The organism is Pseudarthrobacter sp. NPDC058119 (genome assembly GCF_042884655.1).
Classification (GTDB): Bacteria; Actinomycetota; Actinomycetes; order Actinomycetales; family Micrococcaceae; genus Arthrobacter.
This window is the reverse complement of record NZ_JBHVTN010000006.1, coordinates 207557-232924: the sequence shown is the minus strand read 5'-3', so window position 1 is coordinate 232924 and position 25368 is coordinate 207557. Positions and strand designations below refer to the sequence as shown.

The window sequence follows — 25368 nt, the reverse complement described above, 5'->3', positions numbered from 1 at the left end:
ACAACATTGACTGGCGTGGGAATTTCGACTTCGACTCCCAGATTTGGCCAGCCGGGGCGAAGCCATCATTTCTCGATCAAGGGTGAGCCCCCCGGCAGACCACCCAGTAAGTATCGAATGGTTCCAAACCCAGCAGACGCTTCCGCACCCAGTTGCGGATGCGTGCCCGGTAGGGGATCGTTGACCGGGCGTTGCTTTCCAGAACGCAAAGGTTTCGCCTAGCCAAGTCGCCCAGGCGGTCTTTGCGTGAATGCAGCCGCCAGGTCTCAGGCCCTAGGCTAGTGCTGACCAGGTATGACAGGGGGTAAGGCTTGGGCAGCGTAAAAGCAGTGGATGCTCACTATGAGATTTATTTCGGCGGCGAGCCGGAGTACTGGAAATTTAATGACCATCCAGAAATGGTCGGAGTGCTGGAATGGCCTAAGGGGGCATCCCTCAAGCCATTTCACCTCTACGCGACGCTTGGCCTTCATGGCTTAGTTCACGGTCCGCTGAACCACAACCATGGGTTCGAGCTCTATACATGTGTGGCGGCAGGAACAGATGACGTTAGGTTGTCATTTGGCCTGATGACCAACTATGTAATCGCCGAGCAAATCGTCCTGGAGGCCGGCCATATGGTGACACCGGCAGAGGAGCGTATCCTCGAGGGCCGCAACTTTAGATCATGGCTGATGCTCGAAAGAGTAGATGAGTTCATCCCGCCCCTTCGGCTCGACAACGGGCACCACGTGGTCTTCCTGGACGCCACACCGGTCTTCCCTGAAGAAGCCCGGACCGTGAAGGAACACGGCTTGGACGCATTGTTTGAGGTCTGGGACCAGGATCCACCCAGACTCTCCGACCTGAACCGCGAACTCCCACGCCCGCTGCGTGCGTAGTGCAGTTTTAGCTGAATCCCCCGCCCGTTGAACGATCCCTCAACGGAAAACTACGGGTATGGACACTTACGGCCAGAGATTCCTGATAACTGCGCGCACACCGTTGGGGGCATTCCAAGCCGCTATATTGAGAGGCGGACGCGGCTCATAGAACCGGGACCTGTAGATGGCACCTTTCGCTCCCAGCTGCGGAGGAGTAGGGCTTGACCCCGTGCTCGTAGTGGCATTCTCAGCGGTTCTGCTCTTGATTCTTGGAATTTCCGCGTTTGTGATGATGAGACGACGTAAGAAATAGTTGAATCCGTGTTCGACGGACACGCGAAGGTCGCCCGTTTCCGGGCACTGATTCAGCTCTAATTACCTCAGAGTTACGGCCCGGTGGTCCATTTGGGCTTCAGAGCACGATTATGGATCCCTTATCGTGGCTGGTTTGCTCTGGATATACCTGCCTTCTACTGGAGGCCGAGAACGGTTAACAGCGGGCATTTACCAGTAGTGTCCGAAGATGGTCTGGATGTAGATCAGCATCAGGATGTAGCCGGCGCTGCATAGCCATACGTACGGCCAGGGGGTGCGCAACTGTTCCGCCTTTGGCTTCGCTCGCTTTCCCTCGGGGCGAAGCACGATCACGTCAAGGCTAAGGGGGCGCCAGCGGTAGACAGCAAGCGACGCCCCCACGAAAAACGCGGAAAGGTACGACAAGATTGCTATGCCCTGGAAGTTGGTTAGTGGCGGAAAGGCGAGTGCTATCGCTATAGCGCATCCGTGGAGGACAAGGTTCACCTTCCCCAAGAATCTGTGAATGGGCGTCCCCGGGCGAACGATCATGGGAAGCCTGAATTGCCCTGAGTAGCCAACGGCGTAAGTCACGATGACGATGTAGGAAACGATCAGGACTCTGGTCAACGACAGCACTCTTCACGAATCTCAGAAATCGGACAAAGCAGGCCAGTGACGCTTGAGGCTATGCGGAAAAGTCGACATCGCTTCACATCTGCCCCCCAAAGATCGACGGTTTTGCCAGCATATGCCACCTTCGCAAAGGGCCCTCTAGTGGGTTTGCGACGAGAAGGCCAAATGTTCCGCTCAGGGATCCTCAATCGCGCCGGTTGCGTCAGAGTTGAAAGGTCACTTCGGCGTTCTCGGATTTGAGGGTCAGTGGAGTGCCTAGATCGAACTGGCCATTTGAAGGGAAGGCCAGGTAGAGGATTCCGCCGAAGGGGCCGTCTGAAAGCGAATTGCTTTGCGCCGTCATCAGCGCCGTGCCGTGTCCATCTGTGAGCGTAAATCGCTCATGCACCGCTGCCAGAGTTGTCGCTGCCCTATGCCTTGATGGAATTCGGGCCTCTGAGCGGAGGCGAATGAGGAGATGGGTCTTTGTGGTCTCCAAGGTCTGGACCGTGAGATCCATGCCGCTCTGACGGAGGACGGTCAAGTTGGACGTGAACATGGTTGCATTCTAGGCACTGAGGAATGTGAGCAATGTTTTCGATGGGCGCTAAGTGTCCAGTGAAGGATCCATTGTCGGGCACCGGTGTCGGCGATAAACTCCTCCGTCTAAACACTAAATCCATTCGATGGCAATACCGGTTTCCAGGGTTATTGTGAATAGGTGCCCCGCATCCTGCGCTTGCCTTTGCTGCCGTTTCTACTCGTGGCGACGTCTTCTCTTACCGCCTGCTACACGCCGTCGTGTTCGACATCGCTTGAACCAAACATCCTCACGCTTGATTTCTCGGTGGTAGGACGGCACGCTGACGACTTGGAATTCGAGGTTGACTGTCCAGGTAAGACTGAGTGCTTTGAGAAATCTGCGGGGGTCCGATTTGACGCTGTCACCCATAACGCCGTCGAGGTGTGGCCTGGGATCAGCACCGTTCACGTCGTTGTGTATGAAAAGGGCGGGCAGTCAGCAATTCTTGAGAAGACTCTAGATCCAGTCCCGTGGGATCCACCCACCAAGCCCAACAGCTGCCCGGTACCAGGCAAAGCGGTGCTGAAGCTTTAGGATGTACGGGTCATTTCGCCTCACCAGTAGGCGTAAGCGAGGAGCGGGGATGGTGGGTTCTTCCAGTTTCACGAAGCCGCACGGAAGAGGATCGGCTTAAGCTACGGGGACATGATCCAGATCTGACTACGCTTGCCCTCCTGCGTTCTGTGTGAGCGGCTGTTAAGATGACGGCACGAAGCCGTCGAAGCTAGCGTCGATTTGTTGGCCGCGAGGCCTATTCAATTGGCTGTCATCCGAAGGGCGAGGGTGATGAAGTGAGTATCAAAATGAAGAGGATCCCGGCAACGATTTCTGGCTGGATCATTGGATCCTTGGCGGGTGCCGGCATCATGGCTCTGCTCGGTGGCACGGGCGATAAATACTACTGGCCGAGTGTCCTCTCTCTTTCGTTTTTCACGCTGACGATGCTCGTCTGCCTATGGATCCGAGATGAAAAACCAGAACGGCGGCGCGGACTTTGGATACTGGCACTGGTCGTCTTTGCTCCCTCGCTGATCCTCTTGTTCGCATTCGGGCCGGTGCCGGCGCTAGGAACATTGGTTGGATCCCTTACGGCAGCACTTATTATCACTTGGCGTTACCTCACGGGTAATAAAGCAGTGCCCACGCGTGGCGGCTAAAAGGACCAAACAAGTGTGACGTCAAGCTCAGATGTGGTCTAATCGGGGCGCAACGGCACTGCACCCTCAGCTAGTCGTCGCTGGCTGAGGCGAATATGGCCGGTCGGGGCTTTCTGAAACAAGTTCGAGGGTACGGTGATCGACCGGCATACGGGCGGCACGTGTGTTCAGAAGAATGCCGTGAATGGGCGGCCTATCGTGTCACTGATTGCTGCTGTAGGCTGCGACCATGTCAGAGCCGGAAGGTAAGCGTCTTCAGCCGAGAATGACGCGTGGCAGTTGGCGTTTCTCCGTCTGGTCATCGGGCCTGTTGGTTCTTTGTTTCTCCGTCCTAGCAATCCGGGGCTTCACTGCAGTTGATAGGGACATCGCGGCACTATGGATCTACTCCGCAGCCGTCCTGGTTAATGCGGTCTATTTCCTTTACCTTCTCCGAGTCCGCCGGAACGATGCCACTTTCTGGGATCATGAGGAAAGTCGGAGGACAGAGTGGGACCGTCGTGGCAGGAAACTCTGAATCAGCAGGCATTCCCAGCTGAAAGTGGGTAAACGGTCCACTGAAGGATCCTTCAGCGGTTGACCATTTCGCCGAGAAGGAGACCGGCCTGATAAGCCTCCCGCTCCAAGACCCCAGGTTAGTGGCCGCTCTGCATGCAAACACCTGCTCGTAGGCGTCCCGCCACACCTATTGACGTCGCCAATAAGCTCAGGTCATGAGAACCAGAAGCTGGAAGCGTCCGACCAAGGGCGGCGCCGTGATTATGGGTCTTGTCGCCGTAATGTGGTTGGCGAACAACCTATACGCCGTGCTGGCGGAAGGTGCCAAAACAACGGTCTGGTACTGGGTTGTTCAATTCATGAACCTTGCTTTGTTGTGCTTCAGTTTCTGGTGGTATCACCGGGCCGCGAAGAATTCACACCCCAGCCGTACCGAATAACACGCAGCTTGCGCGCGCGACATATTCTGTTCGCATGTCCGTCCTCAGGGAAGTTATCGCGGCTGTAGTTCAGGGCGTTCTCGAAGCCGTGGGTGATCTCTTCTTGCACCGTAACGCAGGCGATCATCAGGACGAGGAATGATGTGAATCAGCTTTCGGTAGTGCTTCGCCCCTATAGGGATGGGCAAACGGGCCCTAGGAACGTTTGCCATCCCGTCTTTTTCGGCGGACAAATAGGAGACCGCCACCGACGAGGACGATGACTACTGTGCTGATTGCGATTCCCGCCCAAAATCCCAACACACTCTGAATGAAAAAGAAGAGTGAGGGACCGATAACGATGAGTGCGAGGAGGCCAGGTGCTAGGTTCTGGGACTCTGCGCCCAAAGGGCCACTTCCTGACTCATCCCCCGGCTTTGAACTGCGTCCTGCGATTCCTCGAGTTGGATCGGGCTTCATAGCGTTCAGGGTAGTCACTGTGCGCGTAAGAGGATAGGCGCTCAGTACTTCTTCGGTCTAAAGCCCCTCGTCGACCCGGCAGCAGGGCCAAGGTTTTAACGCGCTTTGAAGGATCCCTCAGCGGGCACCACTCGAGAGCTAGATGCTGCGGAAGGCTCCGTCACCGTCGCTGAGGGACAGCGAAAGGAATCGCTGGACAGCGGAGGGGTCGGCTTGAACGTGGTCCTGTGATGGCCACACCGCCGGTTTAGCTCGCTGGCAGCCGGGCGACAAGGGGCCAGATTACGCCGAGGCTCTCACCCCAGTGCCCGGGACGGCTCACCAGGACTTTCCCGCTACCGTCCCCTGCCAGGCGAAGCGTGAACGTGCTGCCCTTCGTCGGCACCGGGAAGAAACTGATCCCGCGGACCCCGAACCGGATGCTAACGTCCGGCGCTCCGTCCACTGACATCTTCAGGGCCATAGCGCCGATCAGGGAGGCTGACCTAACGGTACCGGTGACCTCTTGCCAGGGAACTACCCCGAGCCGGGAAACCCACCTGAACCGGCGGATCGCGAACACAGTCAGCAATGTCCAGCCAGCAAGCGGGATCGCCAGCCAGAAGCCGACGATGACCGGCAAGAATGACCAGCACGATGACAGCGGTCCGGGCCTTCCGCGCCACACGGCGGCGAAGGTTGTCGACGCCCTGTGCCGGGGTCTCCCCAAAGGGCGTGCCGCTGACGGGCAACTCGAGGCCGGGCGCGACAAGAACGGTGCTCACATTCCCCCTGTATAGTGCACCACACGGCGCAGCTATCGCGAGTATAGACCGTGACTTCCCGGCGCGAGCATGGACCCGTTCGCCACACTGGAAATATCTGAGCGACTGATGTTTCTATTCTTTCGGCCGGTCGTTCGGGAACCGTTCCGGGTGCTTCGGGTCTCTGCCCCGCTCCCGCCAGTATTCGTCGCGCTGCCAGAGCGAAAACCGGATTGACACGAATCCGAGGACCACGACCAGGAAGGCCATAAGTGCCAGTTTGGCGATCAGTAGCGGCAACGGAGGATTCGGGATGAAGGTGAGGACCAGTGCAACGGCCAGCGCAGGCAATGAGAAATAATTCAGCCTGCCGAGCCGACGCATGGCGGCCTGTTTCGCGGCGGAAAGGGGTTGTTCCTCCCCCATCGGTCCCGTCGGAGTTGCTGCCATGGCTGAACTGAACCACCACCCAAGCCTCCGAGCAAGGGGCTTGACCGGATCTTGCTTCCGGAGCCTATGAAGATGCCGGCCCGACAGCTTCCAGGATCTTCTCGACCGTCGCAGGGCTCGCGGCGATCTCAATGACTCCCCCGTCGGAGTCCAAGGTGATGACCTCGAAGTCGAACGGCACTGCCTGCTTCTTATCGTTGCGGTCGGCTGTCCGTGGCGGCAGTCCGGTGGTCCGGAGGCCGGTGAGAGCCCTGCTGCGGCCGCTGGGAATGAGTTCGTCGTAGACGGCCGGCTGGAAGTCGATCCGGCCTGGCGAGGGCATGGCCACACCCATCTGCCAGACGCCGCTCAAGGAACCCGGCAAGACGTTCGGGTATCGCAGGAACATCAGCGACTGGCCATGCTCTTCGAGCCTTGCCGCGGTTCTACGGAAGCGCTTCTGTGCGAAGTAGGTGCCTCCGGCCAAAATAAGCGCGTAGAACAGCCCACTGAACAGGGCGCTGATGAACTTCTCTCCAAAGATCAAGCCGCCACCCGTGTAGAAGGCAAAAGCGACAACAGCGATGACTGCCACCCGCAGTCTTGGAGGCAGATCACGCCACCACTTCCTCATGGCGAGAGTCTAGGGGTACCCCCGGGCTTACGCTAAGCCTCCTCGGCGTCCGACCCCGGATCCTCCAGCTCGCCTGCGGCGATCCGTTCGGCCGTGCGCCGGTACGCCTCGGCGATGTAGTCCTCAAGGTCCTGCCGCCCTATGCGCTACATGCCGCGGTCCACCAACCTGAAGAGCGCGCAGGTCACCGGCTTTGATCAGCGCATGGACCTGGTTCGGCTTCACGTTCAGCTCTTCGGCGACCTGGGGGGCGTCAGGAAACGGGGCGCTCTGGGTTCGTCAGTCACCCGGCCATCCTATGTGTGGCAGTCCCACCCCCGGCCAACTCACTCGGGCCGGCGCCAAGGTCGCAGCACCGGAGCCCTGAGTTTGGTCTAAAAGGTGGACACGGCAAGACGAAAACGTGACCTTGGCTGGATCTACTTCCGGATAACCAAGTTCTTCCTCTTCAGCGGTGCCGGCTGGATCCTGATCAGCATCTTTGATCTCCCGTGGCCGCCTTCACGGTGGAAGTAGGCACTTCGACCCATCAAGGCAGCCGACCTGCATCCCCAAGCTTTGATCAAGATCATTGCCAGACAGCTTTCCCCCCAAATAGCGTCGGATTTTGGGGCGGAGCCCGAACAAGGGGGGATGGGCGGGCTGGACGACTTGCTGGCTGAGTCCGAGGATCGCTGGGCCAAGGCGGAACGTCGCGCTCAGGGAGTCGCCGACAAGGGGCTCAGCAAAGCCCTTACGACCTATTTCAGCTTGTACTTTCCGGCCGCTGTCGTGCTGCTGTTCATTGTCGGGGCTGCGCTCGGAATGCTGCTGTTCCAAGGCGAGTGGGCCAACACCCAGACGTATCTTTTCGCTGGGACTATGCTGGGCGGGATTGGCGCCATTGCCTCGGGCATAACTTACAAAGCGAAAGTCATTTTTTCCGCAGTAGAAATGGGCAGGATGAATGTCACGATGTCCCTCAACGCCGATGAGCAGAAGGAGATTCGACGCCAAATCCTGGGACAAGTGACGCTCAGACCGGAACACGTTGCCGTGAAACGTGCGGCAGCAGTGCAACTAAGGAAAGCGCTGGCAACGCAGCTCATTGTGCTCGCCCCCATACTTGAATTCCAGTTCCTGGTGCAGGTGCTGAACACCGGGAATCCCATCGGGTGGCTGTCTGCGATCGTCGGTATCGCGTTTACAGTCTCCTTGATCGTTCCGGTTCGTCAATTCCTGGCGCTCGGACGGTTCCTCAATCAGACGGCCTAACCGCGGCATTTACCAACTGTGCTGACCCTAACTGCCATTTCCCGCTTTGTGCACCGGCAGCGGAGGTCGACGCCAGTCAGTAACATCTGGACCGCGTTGGATGAGGAGGTCCTCCAGTGCCGGCCAGCCATGCGTCGAAGCAAAGGCAGGGCGGAGCCGGGGAGTCATTCGATAAGGGCAAGGCCAGCTACGGCCAAGATGAGTAGCACGACGAACGCGATCAATTCCGGGTAGAGAAGGCAGAACGCAACCACGCGGCCCAGCAGCGAACTTCGGTTGTCCTCGTCATCTTCGTGGCGCAACCCGGCCCTCCTAATCTCACGCATCCGGGGAGAACAGCGCGGTAACTTTGAGCCGCGCCAAGATGGGAGGGATGGCCGTCAGCCGGTGGCTACTAGCCGACTGTTGCTTGATCCAATGCACGGAGCAGTCCATCACGGTCCGGGACATCGAAGAAGGCCACGCCTTGCCCGAGGCTGAAGAAGTCCATCCCTGTGTTTTGGTACATTCCCATCCCGAAGGTCACGACCATGCCCTGCGACCCGAAGGTCACGCTGACATGCCGCCCGTCTTTGGACCGATCGACCTTGGTGGGCATGCCGTTGACGGGTGAATCGGAAACGGATTTGTCTCCTACATAGACAATTGCCCGGCGATCTGTGAGGCCGTACACGGTGCGCAACTTCCGCCGCTTCTTGTAAATGAACCTCCCAAAGATGAAGTAGAGGCCCACCAGGACGAACGGGATTCCCCAAAGCGCAAAGAACGGCTGCTGTTTCGCCGTGGTGGCGGCCATGAACTCCCAAAAGATCGCGAAACCACCCCAGAGGAGGCTGAACGGAACTAGAAAGGCGTCCGCGCCGGTGAAGTGAACCCGCGGATCAGGACTACCAACCCATAATAGGTGTTCGCCTTGGCGGAGGAGCGGCAAGATACGGCTTCGCGGGTCATCCATGCCGGAAGTCTTGCACAGCAACCCCGCCCTGAACAGGGCGAACTCCGCACATGCTCCGCATCTACTTGGCCCTCAGCTCGATGCGGCGGAAGGTGCCGCACCCTCGGCGGGTTCTCGGACGTCCACCGGGTCAGCAGCAGACCCCAGGCCGGGAGCCCGAGTAGCCAGCCGCCGGCCCAGAAACCCATATTCAGCAGTGCCAGGACGACGAGCAGGGCGCCGGGCAGCAGGAACGCCACGGCCTGTCTCAGCGACAGCTTTCCTGCCGGACCAAAAATGCACGCCCCGATCAGCAGGTAGGCGGCCACGTAGCCGGGCAGCAGCTGGAGCGAGGGCACCTGGGACAGGCCGAATAGCAGCAGGGCCATCGAGACGACCATGACGCACACCGCCGCGAACGTCCACTGAGGTCGGGTGGCGGCCGTGTGTGTCACGGCAGGGAGGCAAGAACGTCGTGTGGCCACTCTTTGGTGAGCACGTCGTTCAGTTCCTGATCTGAGCTGGAGACGCAGTAAGGGGTGTGATCCGGGTTCAGTACGGCCAGGCTCACCGGCACCTTGTAGATGCCCCAGGGCTGGATCTTGTTCGCGAGGTAGCCCGTCAGCTTGAGGTCGCTGTATTCGGGCGCATTCCAAACCCTGCAGGCGTGTTGGAGGTCATCGGGGTGAATCGCGATCCAGACTCCGAAGCGGAGCTCGTGTCCGCCCTCTAGCCTGACCGGGAGCAGCGCTCGGACAAATGGACTGATGTAGGGGATCTGCATCAGCGTCGCTATGTTGGGATCCGGGTCGCTCAGCCAGCTGTCCTCGGCCTTGTGCTGGTCAGGGCTGTTCAAGACAGGGTCTGGAAGCCGGAAGCGGACGTCCCGGTCATGGGCAGACGTCGTCCGCCCGCATATACCGCACGTGTGGTTGTCACCATTCATTTATTCCCCCAAGTCGATTGCATTCACAGTGAGTCTAGTTCTGCGGGAAAGAGGGCCTTCCGGACGGCATAGAAGTTATCAGGCGAATCAATCCCTCACCGAGGAGGATTCGGGCGTCCGATAGAGGATCCCTTACCGGAGGTAACCAGGTGCAGGGGAATCTCTTGCGAGACTCTGGGGCGGACAAAACCGCCCGACGCCGTAAGCCCAATTCCAGATGGCCGGCGAGATAGCATCTCCGCGCTGCGGAAGTTAGCCTCGGCGATTCTCCAGAACCCACTGGTCAAATGCCTCTGTACGGGCCAGGACACTCCAAGGCATCCGAACACCGGTAGGCAGCCCGTAGCGCCGTCTAATCACTATAAGAGCCTTGTGCAGGGAGCGGATTGTGAAGAAGGTCAGCGGTAGTACGGCCAGAAGAACGAGACCGTAGGATGCGTAGGCCAGCGGAAATGCGCGCGCCACCGTTGCGAGCACACCCAAGCCTGCGAGAGTCAACATGGTCCATCCCGTCAACGCCGCGAGGACTCGGAAGTCGTACGCGGAACCGGCCGCTTCCTCACCCATCCGCGGCTTCCATGTTGTGATGTAGTCCCGGCGTTTCTTAGTAGGCAACGCATGGCTCCTTTCCAACAGGCTCGACACTTCTCTCCCGGCATGCTTGATCAACCCAAAGAGATCGAGTCCGAATCCGTCGGAGGTTCACTGACATTGATAAATAGATTTGTCCAAGTCCGTTAGCAGCGTTTGGGTCACTGGTGGATGCCTTTTCCCTTGGCTATCGAATGCGGGGAAGCGAGCGAGGGATAGTTCCCCCTCGGGGAAATGCCTTTTTCAGCCAAGTAGTTGTCGAAGACCTCAGGATCACGCATGGCATAGCGGAGGACGCGCCGCTGATGGAGCTGCGGCGGTCTGCCGAGGTACTCCCAAGCCTGCCGGCCGGCCCGCTTCCGGCGGATCGAAAACGTTCCGAAGGCTAGGACAGTTACCGAGAACAACACGATGAGCGACACCATGATCACGATGCTGAACCAAACCGGTATCGTCCGCGAGATCATGGCCGCAACTGGGACCACCAGCAAGACAGCCCAGGCTACGAAGAAGAGGCGGATGAATTGATATGCGCTCTTAAGCGTTTGGGTAGCTTCTTGGCCAATCCGGGGCTCCCAGTCTTCGGTTAACACCTCGCCCCCAAGGTTCGTCAGCATGTCGATGTCAGTTAACCCGAGGCGGGAGAGTATGTCGATACCATAGGTGCCCGCGCCTCGGTTCACCCCAGGTGCCCAACCGACGATTTGCGGTTTCAGCCGTCGCGTTTTCGTGGACTTGGAGTAGCCAGTCGAATTCGAATCGGGTAACCCCTGAACTTGCCCTCTCTATGGGCAACGACGGACTCCACCGCCGGCCGCCCGAAAGCCGGTCCTCTATCGGGACAACCAGGGGCTGACCTGCGGCTTTGTGAAGCCGCAGGTCAGGGTGTCCCGTATACCCCGCCCGCAAAACTGCCCGGTGAAGGTGCCCTATACGCTACACACAAAGTTGCCTCGAAACCCTTGAGTTTTGCGACACCGCACAAAGGCTAAGGCCGCCGGAACCTATGAGGCCGGGCGCCAGGGCCCCGCACGCAAATCACGGCCGCGAGCACACGAACATGACGGTCCGGATGCGCCGCTCGGCGAGGTTGGCCACCTGGTTTGCTGTCATCTGCGCGAAGCTGTCGCCAAGGAACGTCGCGAAGGTCACCGGTGGTGGCCCTTCCCGCTGGATTTTGGCACGCATGTGCTGGAACCAGGAAAGGCTTTCGTCCGAGGAGTCGACCTCAGAGATGACTTCGAAACCTGCCGCAGGAAGGAGCCGGCGCATGTCCTCCAGGGTCGCGGGAAAGCTCGTTGAGGGGTCGGCGGCCCATGGCACCGGGTAGTGAACCTCGCCGCCTTCACCCTGCAGCACGTCGTAAACCACGAACCTGCCGCCGGGCCGCAGAACCCGGAAGGCCTCGGCATACAGCGCGTGCTTGTCCGGGATGTTCATCGCCACGTGCACGGTCATCGCGGCATCCATTGATTCGTCCGGAAGGCCGGTGGCTGTGGCGTCCCCAACGTGGAAGCGGGTGCGGCCGGACAATCCTGTCCACTCCGAAAGCGCCGTCGCTACCTCGCAGAATTCCGGTGTCAGGTCCACCCCTGTCACCGTGCACCCCGTCACCTCGGCGAGCGTCCGGGCAGGGCCGCCCAATCCGCTGCCGAGATCGAGCACGTGGGAGTCCGCAGTGAGAGCGAGTGCTTCGATGATTTCCAGCGTGGCCCTGCGTCCACGGATGTGGAATTCGTCGACGGCAGCGAGGTCGGCCGGCCGCAGCTTTGTACGGTCTACGCCGGCCGCATCCAGGGCAGAACTGATGGCCGCCAAAAGCGGGCCGGGGCCGGTGTAAAAGGCCGAAACCTCATTCATGGCGCCATCCTCACACCGGCTGGCCTCAAGGGTCAACGCGAAGCCCTTGCCAGGTGGGGCGCGGACCAGGAGTGGAGCACGACGACGACAAGGTTCCGTCACTGCCTCAGCGGACGATGAAGACGGCGATCCTCACAGCAACCGGGTACCGCTCGCCGGTACCGACGGCAACCACGTGGTTGAGCCACGACCATTCCTCGGACGCCGTGGAGAACCGGAGTGAACACCGGAAGTAGATGGCGGCCGGATCCACCGCTTCGCCCCGGTTGAGCCTGGCGATGTCCGCCGCCGAGCCATGCCGCAAGGCACTGTTGTGCACGTGGATCAAGGCCCCGTCACCGGTTTCGAGCATGTAGCGGGCGTCGAGCTCGGTCAGTTCCGGGCTGTGCAGGAGCTGGAAGTCGGCACCGCCGGGCAGCACTGTGCCGTTGAGCGAGGGCCCGGTTACGGTACCCCCGGTGATCGGCACAATCCTGCGGTGGCCGGTGGGGGCCGGCCCTGCGTCGATGGGCGCCTGCACGTTGACGCTGAGCTCGGCGAGGAACTCCAGGCGCGGCGGTACAGGCGTGCTCACAGCAGGCCAACCGTCAGGCGGCTGGGGTGGGAGGAGCCGACGTGGATGTGCTGGTTGGCGGTTACGGCAACTCCCGATTCGTACGCGAGCTTGCCGGTATTAAGGTTCCGGTCCCAGCGCGGGTGGCAGCTGGAGGTGACCTGGACCCGGAGCCGCTCCCCCGGGGCAAAAGTCAGGGCTGTCTCCCAGAGGCTGATGGTGTATTCGTAGATCCGGCCAGGCTCGATGGGAGCCGGCAGGCGCCCCTCCGAGAAGAGCCCGGTTCCGGCATAGGCGTCCCGCCAGGACGCGCGGACGATTCCGTCGGCGATTCCCAGGGAGACCCCGTCTGCCGAAACCTTGCAGAGCCGGACAACCCAGTCAGTGTCCACGGCGCTGGATGATGCGAAAAGTGTGGCGGTCACGGCGCCAAATATAGTGGTTTGTTCCTCGAACGGGCGGGAGGTGAAGACCGCCACGTCAGCGCGCGCCTCAACCGCGTCCTGCCGCGCCGGACCAGCCGGAAATGCGCCGGCCAGCATGGTGGCCCCTCCCGTGGTGGGCACCGGATCCAGGGGGTCGTAGGCGTAGTGGATGGCACCATCCTCCGGGGCCTCGCCAAGCAGCTCCCCGGCGGCGGAAAGGAACCACGACCTCTGCCCGGAGGGAACCGGCAGTTCGTCAAAGCCGCGCCAGCGGTTCTCGCCCAGGAAATACACCAGCACCGGGGGGACCGCAGCGATGCCCGCTGCGTCCTCCTTGAGGACCGCGTCGAACCAGGACGTGTGGAGGGACGAGAGGTCGCCAAGCCCATCGACGATGCCGGAGGACGCGGCCGCGCCGAAGTGGATGTCCGGGTACGCGCCCGTGAGGTTGGTGTGTGTCCAGGGGCCTAGGATGAGGCGGGTTTCCATACCGGGGAAGGTCTTGCTGAGGGCCGCCTGGCGGCGGTACTGGTCCAGCGTGTTGGGCGCGAAGATATCGAACCAGCCGCCGATGTGCAGCGTTGGCAGCGGCACCGCCACATCGGAAGCGGCATCCCACAACCGGCAGAAGTCACTCCCCGGCCCCTCCCCCGCGGACGGCGCCACCTCGTTGCGCACGAAGGTGCCGAGTCTGGGTTCCAGGTCCCGCAGCGGCAGGACGCCGTAGCAGGAGCCGTCGGCAAATCCAGCGTCCAGGGCAAGCCATTCCTGGAACTCCTTCGCGCGCCGCTCGGGATCGTCAGCATGCTCACGCATCAGTTCATTGAGCGAAATCGAGGCGTGGCCCCAGGCGAGGCGGCTGCCGAGCTCGTGGGCGCCACCCCTGTACAGGGCGCCGTTGTTGGCGTTGCCGCCCGCCGAGACCCCCGGGGCCAGCGCCTTTAGCCCGGCCGGGGCGTACCGGGCGGCACGCCACTGGGTTTCCGCAAAGTAGGACCGGCCCCACATGCCCACCCTGCCGTTGGACCACGGAAGGCGCGCGGCCCACTCCACTGTTGCGGCGCCGTCGGACGCTTCATTGACCGAAGGCTCAAACCTGCCGTCCGAGCCGAACCTGCCGCGGCAGTCCTGCATCACCACCACGTACCCGGCCGCCGCAACGGTCACAGGATTGAAGTACGCCGAGTTGACCGCCAGGTCCCGCCCATACGGAGTGCGCGTGAGCAGCACCGGGAAGGTGCTGCCCGGTGCGTCCGGCCGGTAAACGGTGGACCGGAGGATGGTTCCGTCGGTCATGGTTGCTTCAATATCGCCGTCGACGACGACCGGGTAGCGCACGTGCGTGCCTTTCGTTTGCGTCGGGGTGCCTAGGCCGTGGCAGCAGGCTGCCTGCCGAGGTCTTCGGTGCGGGTGCGGTACGTTTCCTTGACCCACACGGCTGTCACCAGGGCGGAGATGAGGCAGCATGCGGCGGTAAAGATGGCCACCGGAAGCCAGCCGACCGGGCCGGGCTGGACGATTCCCGCGGCAATGGCGGGTGCGAAGCCGGTGACGACGAGCCCCAGCTGGGAGGCAGTGGCAGCCCCCGTGTACCGGATCCTGGTTTCAAACATTTCCGCTGTCATGGACGGCCCCAGCGGGTTGACCATGCCGTAGCCCACCGTCATGAAGAGGATGGCGGTGGCAAAGATCAGCGGGACCGATCCGATGCTGATTGACCAGAAGAAAGCGAAGGCCGCCGCAGCACAGATGATGTTGCCCGTGATGAACACCGGTTTCCGTCCGATCCGGTCCGCGAGGATACCGGCGTACGGTTGGACGATGATGCCTAGGGCCGCGGTGACGATGGTGACCGTGAGCATGATGGCCGCGGGAACCCCGAGCTTGCCGGCGTAGGCGAGGCCAAAAGCCGCAAACACCGAGGAGACGACGCTCCACAAGCCGAACAGGATCACCTTGAGGATGGTGGCCCAGTGGTCGCGCAGGACCACCTTGATGGGCAGTTCGTGCTTGCGGTCCTCCTCCTTGGCGGCCTCGAACACTTCCGATTCCGGAAGGCGGAGACGGATGTACAGGCCCACCGCGACAACCAGGATGCTGGCAAGGAACGGCAGGCGCCATCCCCACGCGAGCAGGTCGTCCTGCGGCAGGAGTGACACGGCCAGGAAGGCGAGGGACGCGAGCATGATGCCTGCCACGGCGCCGGTATTGACCCAGCTGGCATAGAAGGCGCGCTTGTTGTTGGGGGCATGCTCCATGGTCATGGTCACTGCGCCAACGGATTCGCCGGCGGCCGACGCCCCCTGCACGGCCCTGAGGAAGACAAGCAGGACTGGCGCGGCGGCTCCGATGGCCGACGCCGGCGGCAGGCAGCCGATCAGGAACGTCGCGATGCCCATCAGGACGAGCGTCAGGACCAGCATCTGCCGCCTGCCAACGCGGTCACCAAAGTGTCCGATCACGCCTGCGGCGACGGGCCGCACAACATATCCGATACCGATCGTGGCCATGGAAAGCACCATGCCCAGTGACGGGTCGATGCCCGGAAAGAAGATCTTGTTGAAAATCAGGGCTGAGGCTGATCCGTAGATGAAGAAGTCGTAGTACTCAAGGGTGCTTCCGATGAAGCTGGCCATGGCGGCGCGGCGGGCGTTGGCGCCGCCTGCCTGCGCCGGTGCGGAAACTGGTGTGGCACTCGGGGACAACGGCGTCACCGGGCCGATGGGACCTGCGGTCATTGCGGATCTCCTGGAAAGTGATGATTCAGCAGGCGCCTGCTGGGGACTGTGCGTGCCGGCGCGGGATGTGGGCCGGATCACTGGACTAGATATTATGCGTATATTCATACGAGCGTCAACAAGACTGCAGAATATTATGAGCCGCTATTGCCGCACCTGAGAAGATGGACCGTGACCTCAGAGCCCTACCCTTCCCCCGGTGGCCTTGCCCATGCCCGGATTGCCGCCGAACAGGTTAATTTCCCGCGCCCGTTGAAGGGCTCGGCGTCCCAGCATCTGGTGGTCACGATGCTGGCGGACTACTGGCGGGGCTCCGCTGCGTGGCTGCCATCCCGCCTGATCGTGTCGCTGGCTGGATCCCTCGGCCTCAGCCCTTCTGCGGCGTCAACCGCGCTGAGCCGCCTGGCCGGGCGCGACGTTCTGGAGCAGTCCAATGCCGGGCGCACATCCCGCTACCGGTTCACGCCGGAAGCGAAGGCGCGCCTGGACATAGGTGTGGGCCAAATCGGCGGCTTCGGCTCCGAGGACCGCCCCTGGGATGGCATGTGGACCGTGGTTGCCTTCACCGTTCCCGAGAGCTCGCGGGAAATGCGCGAACTGCTGCGCAGCCGGTTGAAGTGGCTTGGTTTCGCTCCCTTGTATGGCGCCGTATGGGTATCAGCCTGGGACACGGCAGACGAACTGGACGATTCGTGCCGGCATCTCGGCGTGGAAAACTACGCGATCTTCCGCACGCCCGAGGCAGGGTTGCGCGGCCGTCCGCTGATTGAGGCATGGGATTTGGCGGACGTGCGGCGGCAGTACGCCCCATTTATCGACACCTACAGCCAGAAGGCCAGGGCCCTGGACCGGCAACAGCCCAGCGGCGAAGAGGCCTTCAGGCTGCGGACCGAGGTCATTGACGCGTGGCGGGCGTTCCCCTGGGAGGATCCCGGGCTGCCGCCGGAACTCCTCCCCCGTGACTTTCCGCTGTTCGAGGCGCGGCGGATCTTTGTCGCACTGTACAACTCGCTGGCGGACGCTGCCGCCGCGTATGTGGAGGAGACCGCCGTCCGGCTCGCGCCTGATCTCGCCGGCGAAATCCAGGCGTTCCGGGTCAAGGCTTAGGACGCCAGGCCCGGAGCCCCTGACCCGCCGCGGACCGACCGGCACTACCAGTCGTGGACGGTGCCGTCGACGAGGCGGTTGTAGGGCAGGTAGGCCTGCTGGTAGGGGTAGGCTGCGGCGGCTTCTTCGTTGAATTCGACGCCGATGCCGGGCTTGTCGCCCGGGTGCAGGTAGCCGTCCACGAAGGTCATGGACTGCTCGAAGACCTCGTTGGTCTTGGCCGAGTGCTGCATGTACTCCTGGATCCCGTAGTTATGGATCGCCAGGCCCACGTGCAGCTGCGCCGCGAACCCCACCGGGGAAATGTCCGTGGGCCCGTGGAAGCCGGACTTGATCTGGTACTGCGCCGCGAAATCCATCACCTTCTTCAACGGGGAAATCCCGCCGAAGTGCGTGGACGCGGCCCGGACGTAGTCGATCAGCTGTTCCTTGATCAGCGTCTGGTAATCCCACACCGTATTGAAGATCTCCCCGATCGCCAGCGGCGTGGTGGTGTGCTGCCGCACCAGGCGCAACCCTTCCTGGTTCTCCGCCGGGGTGCAGTCCTCCAGCCAGAACAGGTCATACGGTTCCAGCGCCTTGCCCAGCTTCGCCGCCTGGATCGGCGTCATCCGGTGGTGCCCGTCATGCAGCAGCGGGATCTCCGGGCCGAACTCGTTCCGGACCGCCTCGAAGACCGTGGGCAGGTGCCGCAGGTAGGCGCGGGTGTCCCAGTCCTCTTCCTGCGGGAACGCACCGCGGCCGGCGGGTTCGTAGTCGTACCGCTCCCCCGAGGCCTGCGCCTGGGCAGCCACCCCGTACACGGCCTTGATGCCCGGGATCGCGGTCTGGATCCGGATCGACTTGTACCCCAGTTCCAGGTGCTCCCGCACGGAGTCGAACAACGACTCAATGTCCGAACCCGACGCGTGGCCGTACGCCCGCAGGCCGTTCCGGGATGCACCGCCGAGGAGCTGGTAGACCGGCATCCCGGCCACCTTGCCCTTGATGTCCCACAACGCCATGTCCACCGCGGCGATGGCCGCCATCGTCACCGGGCCGCGCCGCCAGTACGAGGACCGGTACAGGAACTGCCACGTATCCTCAATCCGGTGCGGATCCTTGCCGATCAACAGCTGCGCCACGTGCTCCTTCAGGTACGCGGCAACAGCCAGTTCACGGCCGTTCAGCGTCGCATCACCAATGCCGGTCACCCCGTCCTCGGTCGTGATCCGGAGAGTCACAAAATTCCGGGAAGGGCTGGTAACAAACACATCGGCGGCAATGATTTTCACGGCTGGCTTTCGGGTCGGGATTTTTCAGGGTCTGGAATGTCAAGGGCTGGAGTCAGCGCACGGTGCTGCCCCGGGCGGCATCAAGCAGGGCAAGCTCCCCGCGACGGGGCAGGCCTTCCCAGTCGCCACGCGTGCTGACGGCGAAGGCGCCTGCCAGGACGCCCCGGTGCAGGCGTCCGGCGATATCGGCGCCGTCGAGCAGTGCCGAGAGGTATCCGGCAGTGAACGCATCCCCCGCCCCGACGGTGTCCACACAGGTGACGGCAAGGGCCGGTGCCTCCAGGGTTCCTTCGGCCGTATAGACGGCGGCGCCAGCGGCGCCGCGCTTCACCACCACTTCCCTGACGCCGACGTCCAGCAGCCGCTCGGCGGCGGAAGCTTCGTCCCTGGCCGCCCCGGACCCCCCGTGCGCCGGGGCAATCAGGTCGAGCTCGTCGTCGGACGCGATGACGATGGTGGCGTGCCGCGCCAGGGGGCCGAGCACCGCCGTCGCCTGGTCCCTGGACCAGAGCTTGCTCCGGTAGTTCACGTCGAGGCTGACCACTGCACCATCACCGGCCGCCCGTTCCGCGGCGTATTCCACGGCGTCCCGGGCTTCCGGGCTGAGCGCCGCGGTGATGCCGGTCAGGTGCAGGATTCGGGTGCCGCCATCCAGCGCGGCGGACACCTGCGCACGGGAGATGGTGGCGCCCGCGGACCCTGCGCGGTAGTAGAAGGCCCGGCTGAGGTCTGCGGTGCGCTGCTCCAGGAACATCACGCCCGTGCTCCGCTCCGGGTGGACGCTGTGGTGCAGCTGGACGCCCTCGCCCCGGAGCTGCTGAAGGATGAACTCGCCGTGCGGGTCCGCTCCCACGGCGCCGGCCCAGGCGGCCGTGTGGCCAAGGCGGGCAACACCGATGGCGACGTTCGATTCTGCCCCGGCCACCTGCATGTTCAGGGACCCGCCGGAGGCCAGCGGGCCGGTGGACCGCAGCGAGACCATGGACTCGCCGAAGGTCAGCAGGTCCACGCTCACGACTGGGTCCCGCTACGTGCTGCGAAGTCGGCGGCGAGGCCGAGAAAGCTGCGGGCACGGTCCCGCATTTCGGTCAGGTCGCCGCCCGAAGCGGCCTTGCCGAACAGGGGTCCGCCCAGTCCGACGGCGATGGCGCCCGCTTCCCAGTAACCGGTGGCTTCGCCCAGCCCCACACCGCCCACGGCGATGAAGGGGATGTCCGGGAAGGGATCGCGGACGGCCTTCAGGTAGCCTGGGCCGCCGATGGACGCCGGGAACAGTTTGATGGCGGTGGCGCCGCGTTCCATTGCCTCGTAGGCCTCGCTGGGGGTCAGGGCCCCGGCCAGGACCGGAATTCCGGCGGCAGCTGCCTCACTGATCGAGGGGGCCAGGGAGGGAGTAACGATGAACTGGCCACCGGCTGCGGTGACACGTTCGACGTCGGCCTCGCTGAGGACGGTGCCGGCGCCCACCAGGCAGCCGGCCGGGGCAGCAGCGCGGACTTCCCGGATGGCCTCCAGCGCGTTGGGCGTGGTGAGGGCGATCTCCACGTACTGGAAACCCTCCTCCATCGCCGCCAGCGCGGCCTTGGCGGCAGCACCGCCGTCGTTCCCGCGAACAATGCCGACGAGGCGCGCCTGGCGGATGCCGGCCAGGAGATTGGCGGGGGTAACAGCTTCATTGTGGGGTGTCATGGGGTTCACCATTCTGCGAAGGATCCGTCGGGGTGGCGCCACACCGGGCCTCGCCAGGCGTGGCCGCGCTTGTCCGCTGCCCGCACCACGGCCTCGTCGATTTCGACGCCGAGTCCGGGCCCTGTGAGCCTCTCGATGTGCCCGTTCACGAACTTGAACGGGGTCTTGTCCACCACATAGTCAAGGACTTCGGCGCCCTTGTTGTAGTGGATCCCGATGCTCTGTTCCTGGATGAGGAAGTTGGGCGTGGCGAAGCCCACCTGCAGGCAGGCCGCGAGCGCCAGGGGGCCCAGCGGGCAGTGCGGCGCCAGCTGGACTTCGTACACCTCGGCCAACGCGGCGATCTTGCGGACCTCGGTAATCCCGCCCGCGTGCGACAGGTCCGGCTGCGCCACCGCGATGCCCGCCTGCAGTGCGGGCAGGAATTCCTGCCGGCTGTAGAGCCGCTCCCCCGTGGACACCGGGGTGGTAGTGGAGGAGGTGAATTCGCGCAGCAGGTGGGTGTTTTCCGGGACCACCGGCTCCTCGAGGAAGAAGGGCCGGAACGGCTCCAGCAGCGGCGCCACCCGTTTGGCGTTGGCCAGGCTGAAGCGGCCGTGGAAGTCGACGGCGACGTCCCGGTGGTCGCCCAGCACCTGGCGGGCGGCGGCGACGCGGCGGATGACGCCGTCGACTTCGGCCACCGAGGCCACCGGGCTCATCCTGCCGCTGGCGTTCATCTTGACGGCGGTGAGGCCCACCTCCAGCTGGGCGCTGATCTGGTCGGCCACCTCGTTGGGCTCGTCGCCGCCCACCCAGCCGTACATGCGGATCCGGTCGCGGACGTGGCCGCCCAGGAGCTGGTGCACGGGGGTGTTGAAGTGCTTGCCCGCAATATCCCACAGCGCCTGGTCCAGGCCGGAGACGGCGCTGGCCAGGATGGGGCCGCCGCGGTAGAAGGAGCCCTTGGTCATGACCTGCCAGTGGTCCTCGATCCGGAGCGGATCGCTGCCGATGAGCAGCTCCGAGAGTTGCCCGACGGCGGCACGTACCGTTTCGCTGCGGCCCTCGCAGGTGGCCTCGCCCCACCCCACGATGCCACTGTCCGTCTCGATCCGGACAAAGAGCCAGCGGGGTGGAACGAGGAATGTTTCGATCCGGCTGATGACGGTCACGCGGTGGTTCCTAACCCTTGGTGGCGCCGGCGGTCAGGCCGGAGACGATGTACTTCTGCGTGAAGAGCGCAATGATCATGATGGGAATGGTGACAACTGTCGCCGCGGCCATCAGCCCGCCCCAGTCGATGCTGGCGTAGGAGACGAAGTCGAAGATCGCCACCGGCAGGGTCTTCGTCTTGGCGCCGGAGAGCACCAGCGCGAACATGAAGTTGTTCCACGAGAAGATGAACGACAGGATGCCGGCGGTGGCGATGCCGGACACCGCCAGCGGAAGCGTGATCAGCCGGAACGCGCCAATGGGAGTAAGCCCGTCCACCTCGGCTGATTCCTCCAGCTCCAGGGGCAGCGAATCGAAGTAGCTCATCATGATGTAGACGATCAGCGGCAGCGCAACGAACATGTGGCTGAGGATCAGCACCTCGAACTTGCCCACCATGCGCAGGTTGGAGAAGACGTAGTACCAGGGCACCAGGAGGGAAACGCCCGGGATGACGCGGGCCATCAGGACCACCAGCGCGGAACGGTGCATGCTGAACCGGCTCATGGCGTAGGCAGCGGGGACGCCCAGGACGATCGAGAGCGCGGTGGAGACAAAGGCCACCCAGAAGCTGTTGACGATGAACACGAAGTAGTTGTTGCGCTGCAGCACGTTGGCGTAGTTCTCGAAGGTCGGCGAGAAGATGAAGGCCTTGGCGGTGTCGTAGATGTCCACGTTGGTCTTCAGCGAGGCGAGGAGCATCCAGAACAGCGGCGCGAGGAGGAACAGCACCACAACGATCAGGGCCACCACCCGGAAGACCTTGTAGGCGCGGGTGCCCAGCGGCTTGCGGCGGCGCCGGGGTGTGCCGGTGTCCGTGGCTGGCGAGTCTGTCATGACGGTCATTTGCTTGCCGCTTTCTTGCGCATGGTGAGCAGCCACATGGAACCGATGATGATCATGAAGAACAGGATCAGCACCGCCGAGGAGAGCCCGTACTGGTTGTAGTCGAAGCTCAGTCCGTAGGCGTAGACGTTCAGCGTCTCCACTTCGTGGAACGAGCCGCCGCCCTTGCCCTTGGTGGCGTAGAGGATGTCGAAGGTCTTCAGGGCGTCGATGCCGCGCAGCAGGATGGCCACGATCACGGTGGGCATCATGAGCGGCAGGGTGATGTAGAAGAAGCGCTGGAAGGCGTTGGCGCCGTCCACGCGGGCGGCCTCGTCCGGTTCGTCGGACAGCGAGGTCAGGCCGGCCAGCAGGATCAGGACCACCATGGGGGTCCACTGCCAGACGTCCATGAAGATGGTGGTTCCAAGGGCGGTGTCCTGGCCGGACAGCCATGGCTGGGGCGGGATGCCCACCATGCCCAGGAGCTGGTTGACGAAGCCGATGTTGGGATCGAAGATCAACCGCCACATCATGCCGACGGCCACGGGGGTGGCCACCAGCGGCAGCAGGATGGCCACACGGACCCACTTCTCCCCGCGGAAGGGCCGCCACAGGAGCAGGGCCACGCACATTCCGAGCACCACCTCGAAGGCCAGGGCGACCCCGGTGAAGGCGAGGGTGCGTCCCACGGCAGGCCAGAAACGCTCGGTGTCACTGAGGACCGTGAGGTAGTTCTTCAGCCCGATGAATTCCGTGGCGGCCCGGACGGAGCCCTGGGAGTCGGTGAGGCTGAGGTAGAGGGTCCAGGCCAGGGGGAAGATGATCAGGACGCCGACGAAGATCATGGCGGGCGCCGCGAACAGCCACTTGCGGTGCCGGTTGGCCCAGGCGGAAAAGCTCCCCCCGGCACGGGCGGGGCCGCCGGCCCGGCGGGTGCGGGCGCTGCGGGGTGGGTTCATTACAGACATGGTTCACCTAAGGAGTTTTGGGGGGGTGAAGTGGGGCCGCGCCGGGACGGCATTGGGCCGACCCGGCGGGCTGGTGTGGCGCCTGGCGTCCTACTTCTTTTCGCTGTCCAGGAAGGTCTGGAATGCGGTCTGGGCGTCGTTCGCCGCGGCGGCGGAGTCCGCGCCGGTGATGGTGGCAACGATCGGGGCTCCCACGATTTCGCGGGCCTTGCCTACCGTGACGACCTCGGGCCGGTCATGGCCCACGCCGTTCTTGGCGCTCGCGGAGATCGCGTCAGCCAGGTCCTTGGGGTAGGTGGAGGTTCCGTCGGGGTTGGACCAGACCGATGCGCGGGGGCCGGGGACGCCGGCTTTCTGGGCTTCGAGCGTCCGTTCCTTGCTGGTGGCCCACTGGATGAACTTCCAGGCGTTCTCCTGGTTGCTGGAGTTCTGGTTCACGCCGAGGGCCCAGGACGGGATGTTGTAGGGCTTGGAGCCGGCGGGGCCTGCGGGCAGCGCGGCGAAGCCCACCTTGTCCGCAACCTTGGACTTCGCGGGATCGGTGGCGTTCTTATAGAGCGAATCGGCCTCGGTGTAGAACGCGGCGCCGCCCTGGGTGAAGATGGCCATCGCCTCAGGCCAGCTCATGTCCGTGCTGACGTTGGCGGGGCCGTAGTTCTTGATCAGGCCGCCGTAGAAGGCGTAGGCCTTCTTGGCGGCATCGGTGTTGACGGAGGCCTTGCCGCTGGAGTCGACGAAGTCACCGCCGAAGCTGTACAGGAAGCTGGAGAACTGGGTGACTGCAGCGGACTTGCCGGTGCGCGCCACGAAGCCGGCGGTGCCCGGGGAGGAAGCCTTGATGGCTTTGGCGGCCGCTTCCAGCTCATCCATGGTCTTGGGGACCTGGAGCCCCGCGGCCTGCAGCAGGTCCTTGCGGTAGTACAGCACCTCGCGTTCGGTGATGATCGGAACGCCAACCACCTTGCCGTCAACGGTGGTGGCCTTGACCGGGCCTTCCTGGTAGTCCTTCCAGTCCCAGTTGGAGTCGGAAGAGACATTCTTGGTCAGGTCCGCCAGGTAGCCGTTCTTGGCGAAGGCCTTTCCCTCCTGCAGCGGGCGGTACATCATCACGTCGATCTCATCGCTGCCTGCATTGAGCTTGACGTTGTACTGGTCCGAGAGCTGGTCTTCGCCCAACTGGGTCAACTCGACCTTCAGGCCGGTGGACTTCTCAAACTCCGGGATGGCGGCCTTGATGCCATCGGTCCACACATGGTTGGCCAACGTGACCCGCACCGTTCCGGACTGCTTGGCCTGGTCGCTGCCGCCTCCGCCGCCGCCGCAGGCTGTCAGCCCCAGCGACATCGCCGCGGCCACGGCCGCGTACTTCACAATTGAACGCCGCTTCATTACGACTCCCTTTGCCTTTTAGGGCCCGCAGCTCCGCGGGCCGGTTACAAACGCTTCGTTACGTCTGCTCTGTTCAGCGAGCATAGACAAATAAGACAGACATATACAAGAGCAGGCGGTAGCACCATATGATTTATTCATGACCATCCCAAAGGCGGCGTTGTCCCCGGACCTGCATTCGTCGCTGGTCGACAACCTGGGGCTTGCCATTGCCGAGGGCACACTGGCACCGAATTCCATCCTGCGGCTGGACGAACTGGAAACGCAGCACAAGGTGTCCCGTTCCGTGATCCGGGAGGCCACCCGCGTCCTCTCTTCCATGGGAATGCTGGAGTCCCGCCGCCGCCTGGGCACGGTGGTCCAGCCGGAGGCGAGCTGGAACCTCTACGACCCGCAGGTGATCCGGTGGCGGCTGGCGTCGGCCAAGCGGCTGGAGCAGCTGCGGGCGCTGAACGAATTGCGCGGCGCCATTGAACCTCAGGCCGCCCGGCTGGCCGCTGAACGTGCGTCACTGGATGAAGCCAGCGACCTTGTCTCCATGGCCGCCCGCCTGTGGGCGGCGGGGCAGCGCGGGGACCAGGACGAATTCCTGCGCCTGGACATTGAGTTCCACGCCGCAGTCCTTAATGCCTCCGGCAACCTGATGTTTTCGCAGCTGCACAACCTGGTGGCGGAAGTGCTGGCCGGGCGGACGCAGCACGGCCTGATGCCGCATCTGCCGGACCACGAGGCACTGCAGCTGCATGTGGATGTGGCAAGTGCCATCCAGCACCGGGACCCGGGTGGCGCGCTCGCGGCCATGAGCAGGATCGTGGAGCAGTCCACCGAGGAAATGGGCGATATCTGGTCCAGCAGCCACCAGGACGAAAGTTCCGGGCAGCCCTGACCCGCTCCCGCGGCCGG

General features: G+C 63.1%; 27 protein-coding genes. 7 read left to right on the top strand and 20 right to left on the bottom strand.

What is annotated here, in order from left to right; all coding sequences use genetic code 11:
- The first annotated feature begins 311 nt into the window (after window positions 1–311).
- Entirely contained in the window at window positions 312–881 is a 570-nt protein-coding gene (locus ACFVTD_RS14525) for a suppressor of fused domain protein (RefSeq protein ID WP_387564223.1), read from the top strand.
- A 486-nt stretch (window positions 882–1367) separates the two neighbouring features.
- Here the strand turns inward: ACFVTD_RS14525 and ACFVTD_RS14520 are convergent, their stop codons facing one another.
- Window positions 1368–1787: a hypothetical protein gene (locus tag ACFVTD_RS14520; protein ID WP_387564221.1), complete on the bottom strand. Its 420-nt coding sequence runs from the start codon at window positions 1785–1787 to the stop codon at window positions 1368–1370.
- A gap of 208 nt (window positions 1788–1995) precedes the next feature.
- Window positions 1996–2331 carry a hypothetical protein gene (locus tag ACFVTD_RS14515; protein WP_387564219.1) on the bottom strand — a complete coding sequence of 112 codons (336 nt, stop codon included), beginning with the start codon at window positions 2329–2331 and terminating at the stop codon, window positions 1996–1998.
- Window positions 2332–3146: 815 nt separating this feature from the next.
- Between ACFVTD_RS14515 and ACFVTD_RS14510 the strand changes: the two genes are divergently transcribed.
- The 3 genes from ACFVTD_RS14510 (at window position 3147) to ACFVTD_RS14500 (ending at window position 5688) form a co-directional block, all read left to right on the top strand.
- Complete coding sequence (locus ACFVTD_RS14510; RefSeq protein ID WP_387564217.1) at window positions 3147–3512, top strand: hypothetical protein; 366 nt, start codon at window positions 3147–3149, stop codon at window positions 3510–3512.
- Window positions 3513–4225: 713 nt separating this feature from the next.
- Entirely contained in the window at window positions 4226–4450 is a 225-nt protein-coding gene (locus tag ACFVTD_RS14505; protein WP_387564215.1) for a hypothetical protein, read from the top strand.
- Window positions 4451–5268: 818 nt separating this feature from the next.
- Window positions 5269–5688 (top strand): hypothetical protein, encoded by a 420-nt coding sequence (locus ACFVTD_RS14500; protein ID WP_387564213.1) that lies wholly within the window; start codon window positions 5269–5271, stop codon window positions 5686–5688.
- A 99-nt stretch (window positions 5689–5787) separates the two neighbouring features.
- Here the strand turns inward: ACFVTD_RS14500 and ACFVTD_RS14495 are convergent, their stop codons facing one another.
- Both ACFVTD_RS14495 and ACFVTD_RS14490 read right to left on the bottom strand, forming a co-directional pair.
- A complete protein-coding gene (locus ACFVTD_RS14495) occupies window positions 5788–6102 on the bottom strand; it encodes a hypothetical protein (RefSeq protein WP_387564211.1) in 315 nt (104 codons plus the stop codon).
- Window positions 6103–6166: 64 nt separating this feature from the next.
- Window positions 6167–6676 (bottom strand): hypothetical protein, encoded by a 510-nt coding sequence (locus ACFVTD_RS14490; protein WP_387564209.1) that lies wholly within the window; start codon window positions 6674–6676, stop codon window positions 6167–6169.
- 597 nt (window positions 6677–7273) lie between these two features.
- Between ACFVTD_RS14490 and ACFVTD_RS14485 the strand changes: the two genes are divergently transcribed.
- Window positions 7274–7969: a hypothetical protein gene (locus ACFVTD_RS14485; protein WP_387564207.1), complete on the top strand. Its 696-nt coding sequence runs from the start codon at window positions 7274–7276 to the stop codon at window positions 7967–7969.
- Between the two features lie 164 nt (window positions 7970–8133).
- Here ACFVTD_RS14485 and ACFVTD_RS14480 read toward each other — a convergent pair whose 3' ends face one another.
- From ACFVTD_RS14480 to ACFVTD_RS14440, 9 genes are all read right to left on the bottom strand, one after another.
- On the bottom strand, window positions 8134–8271 hold the full coding sequence (locus tag ACFVTD_RS14480) for a hypothetical protein (protein ID WP_387564205.1): 138 nt from the start codon (window positions 8269–8271) through the stop codon (window positions 8134–8136).
- A 92-nt stretch (window positions 8272–8363) separates the two neighbouring features.
- Complete coding sequence (locus ACFVTD_RS14475) at window positions 8364–8765, bottom strand: hypothetical protein (protein ID WP_387564203.1); 402 nt, start codon at window positions 8763–8765, stop codon at window positions 8364–8366.
- Window positions 8766–8812: 47 nt separating this feature from the next.
- Window positions 8813–9358: a hypothetical protein gene (locus ACFVTD_RS14470; RefSeq protein ID WP_387564201.1), complete on the bottom strand. Its 546-nt coding sequence runs from the start codon at window positions 9356–9358 to the stop codon at window positions 8813–8815.
- Window positions 9355–9849: a DUF2199 domain-containing protein gene (locus ACFVTD_RS14465; protein WP_387564199.1), complete on the bottom strand. Its 495-nt coding sequence runs from the start codon at window positions 9847–9849 to the stop codon at window positions 9355–9357. Before ACFVTD_RS14465 ends, ACFVTD_RS14470 begins: the two co-directional genes overlap by 4 nt.
- 752 nt (window positions 9850–10601) lie before the next feature.
- Window positions 10602–11123, bottom strand: coding sequence for a hypothetical protein (locus ACFVTD_RS14460; protein WP_387564197.1), 522 nt, complete (start codon window positions 11121–11123; stop codon window positions 10602–10604).
- A 355-nt stretch (window positions 11124–11478) separates the two neighbouring features.
- On the bottom strand, window positions 11479–12300 hold the full coding sequence (locus ACFVTD_RS14455; protein ID WP_387564195.1) for a class I SAM-dependent methyltransferase: 822 nt from the start codon (window positions 12298–12300) through the stop codon (window positions 11479–11481).
- Window positions 12301–12406: 106 nt separating this feature from the next.
- Window positions 12407–12874 carry a DUF3237 domain-containing protein gene (locus ACFVTD_RS14450; protein WP_387564193.1) on the bottom strand — a complete coding sequence of 156 codons (468 nt, stop codon included), beginning with the start codon at window positions 12872–12874 and terminating at the stop codon, window positions 12407–12409.
- Entirely contained in the window at window positions 12871–14616 is a 1746-nt protein-coding gene (locus ACFVTD_RS14445) for a CocE/NonD family hydrolase (RefSeq protein WP_387564191.1), read from the bottom strand. The genes ACFVTD_RS14450 and ACFVTD_RS14445 overlap by 4 nt, the downstream gene beginning before the upstream one ends.
- Window positions 14617–14645: 29 nt before the next feature.
- A complete protein-coding gene (locus ACFVTD_RS14440; protein ID WP_387564189.1) occupies window positions 14646–16016 on the bottom strand; it encodes an MFS transporter in 1371 nt (456 codons plus the stop codon).
- A gap of 171 nt (window positions 16017–16187) precedes the next feature.
- Here ACFVTD_RS14440 and ACFVTD_RS14435 point away from each other — a divergent pair, with 171 nt between their 5' ends.
- On the top strand, window positions 16188–17123 hold the full coding sequence (locus ACFVTD_RS14435; RefSeq protein WP_387564187.1) for a PaaX family transcriptional regulator C-terminal domain-containing protein: 936 nt from the start codon (window positions 16188–16190) through the stop codon (window positions 17121–17123).
- Between the two features lie 44 nt (window positions 17124–17167).
- Here the strand turns inward: ACFVTD_RS14435 and manD are convergent, their stop codons facing one another.
- The 7 genes from manD to ACFVTD_RS14400 form a co-directional block, all read right to left on the bottom strand.
- The gene (gene manD, locus ACFVTD_RS14430) at window positions 17168–18397 is read right to left on the bottom strand and encodes a D-mannonate dehydratase ManD (RefSeq protein WP_387564185.1); all 1230 of its coding nucleotides are present in this window, start codon (window positions 18395–18397) and stop codon (window positions 17168–17170) included.
- 52 nt (window positions 18398–18449) lie between these two features.
- Window positions 18450–19412: a sugar kinase gene (locus tag ACFVTD_RS14425; RefSeq protein ID WP_387564183.1), complete on the bottom strand. Its 963-nt coding sequence runs from the start codon at window positions 19410–19412 to the stop codon at window positions 18450–18452.
- Window positions 19409–20086 carry a bifunctional 4-hydroxy-2-oxoglutarate aldolase/2-dehydro-3-deoxy-phosphogluconate aldolase gene (locus tag ACFVTD_RS14420; RefSeq protein ID WP_387564181.1) on the bottom strand — a complete coding sequence of 226 codons (678 nt, stop codon included), beginning with the start codon at window positions 20084–20086 and terminating at the stop codon, window positions 19409–19411. Before ACFVTD_RS14420 ends, ACFVTD_RS14425 begins: the two co-directional genes overlap by 4 nt.
- Before the next feature lie 5 nt (window positions 20087–20091).
- Window positions 20092–21240 carry a galactonate dehydratase gene (gene dgoD / locus ACFVTD_RS14415; protein WP_387564179.1) on the bottom strand — a complete coding sequence of 383 codons (1149 nt, stop codon included), beginning with the start codon at window positions 21238–21240 and terminating at the stop codon, window positions 20092–20094.
- Between the two features lie 10 nt (window positions 21241–21250).
- Window positions 21251–22126 carry a carbohydrate ABC transporter permease gene (locus ACFVTD_RS14410; protein ID WP_387564178.1) on the bottom strand — a complete coding sequence of 292 codons (876 nt, stop codon included), beginning with the start codon at window positions 22124–22126 and terminating at the stop codon, window positions 21251–21253.
- Window positions 22123–23067, bottom strand: a complete 945-nt coding sequence (locus ACFVTD_RS14405; protein ID WP_387564176.1) for a carbohydrate ABC transporter permease — start codon at window positions 23065–23067, stop codon at window positions 22123–22125. Before ACFVTD_RS14405 ends, ACFVTD_RS14410 begins: the two co-directional genes overlap by 4 nt.
- 99 nt (window positions 23068–23166) lie before the next feature.
- Window positions 23167–24465, bottom strand: a complete 1299-nt coding sequence (locus tag ACFVTD_RS14400) for an ABC transporter substrate-binding protein (protein ID WP_387564174.1) — start codon at window positions 24463–24465, stop codon at window positions 23167–23169.
- Between the two features lie 139 nt (window positions 24466–24604).
- Here ACFVTD_RS14400 and ACFVTD_RS14395 point away from each other — a divergent pair, with 139 nt between their 5' ends.
- Window positions 24605–25351 (top strand): FadR/GntR family transcriptional regulator, encoded by a 747-nt coding sequence (locus tag ACFVTD_RS14395; protein WP_387564172.1) that lies wholly within the window; start codon window positions 24605–24607, stop codon window positions 25349–25351.
- Window positions 25352–25368 lie beyond the last annotated feature (17 nt).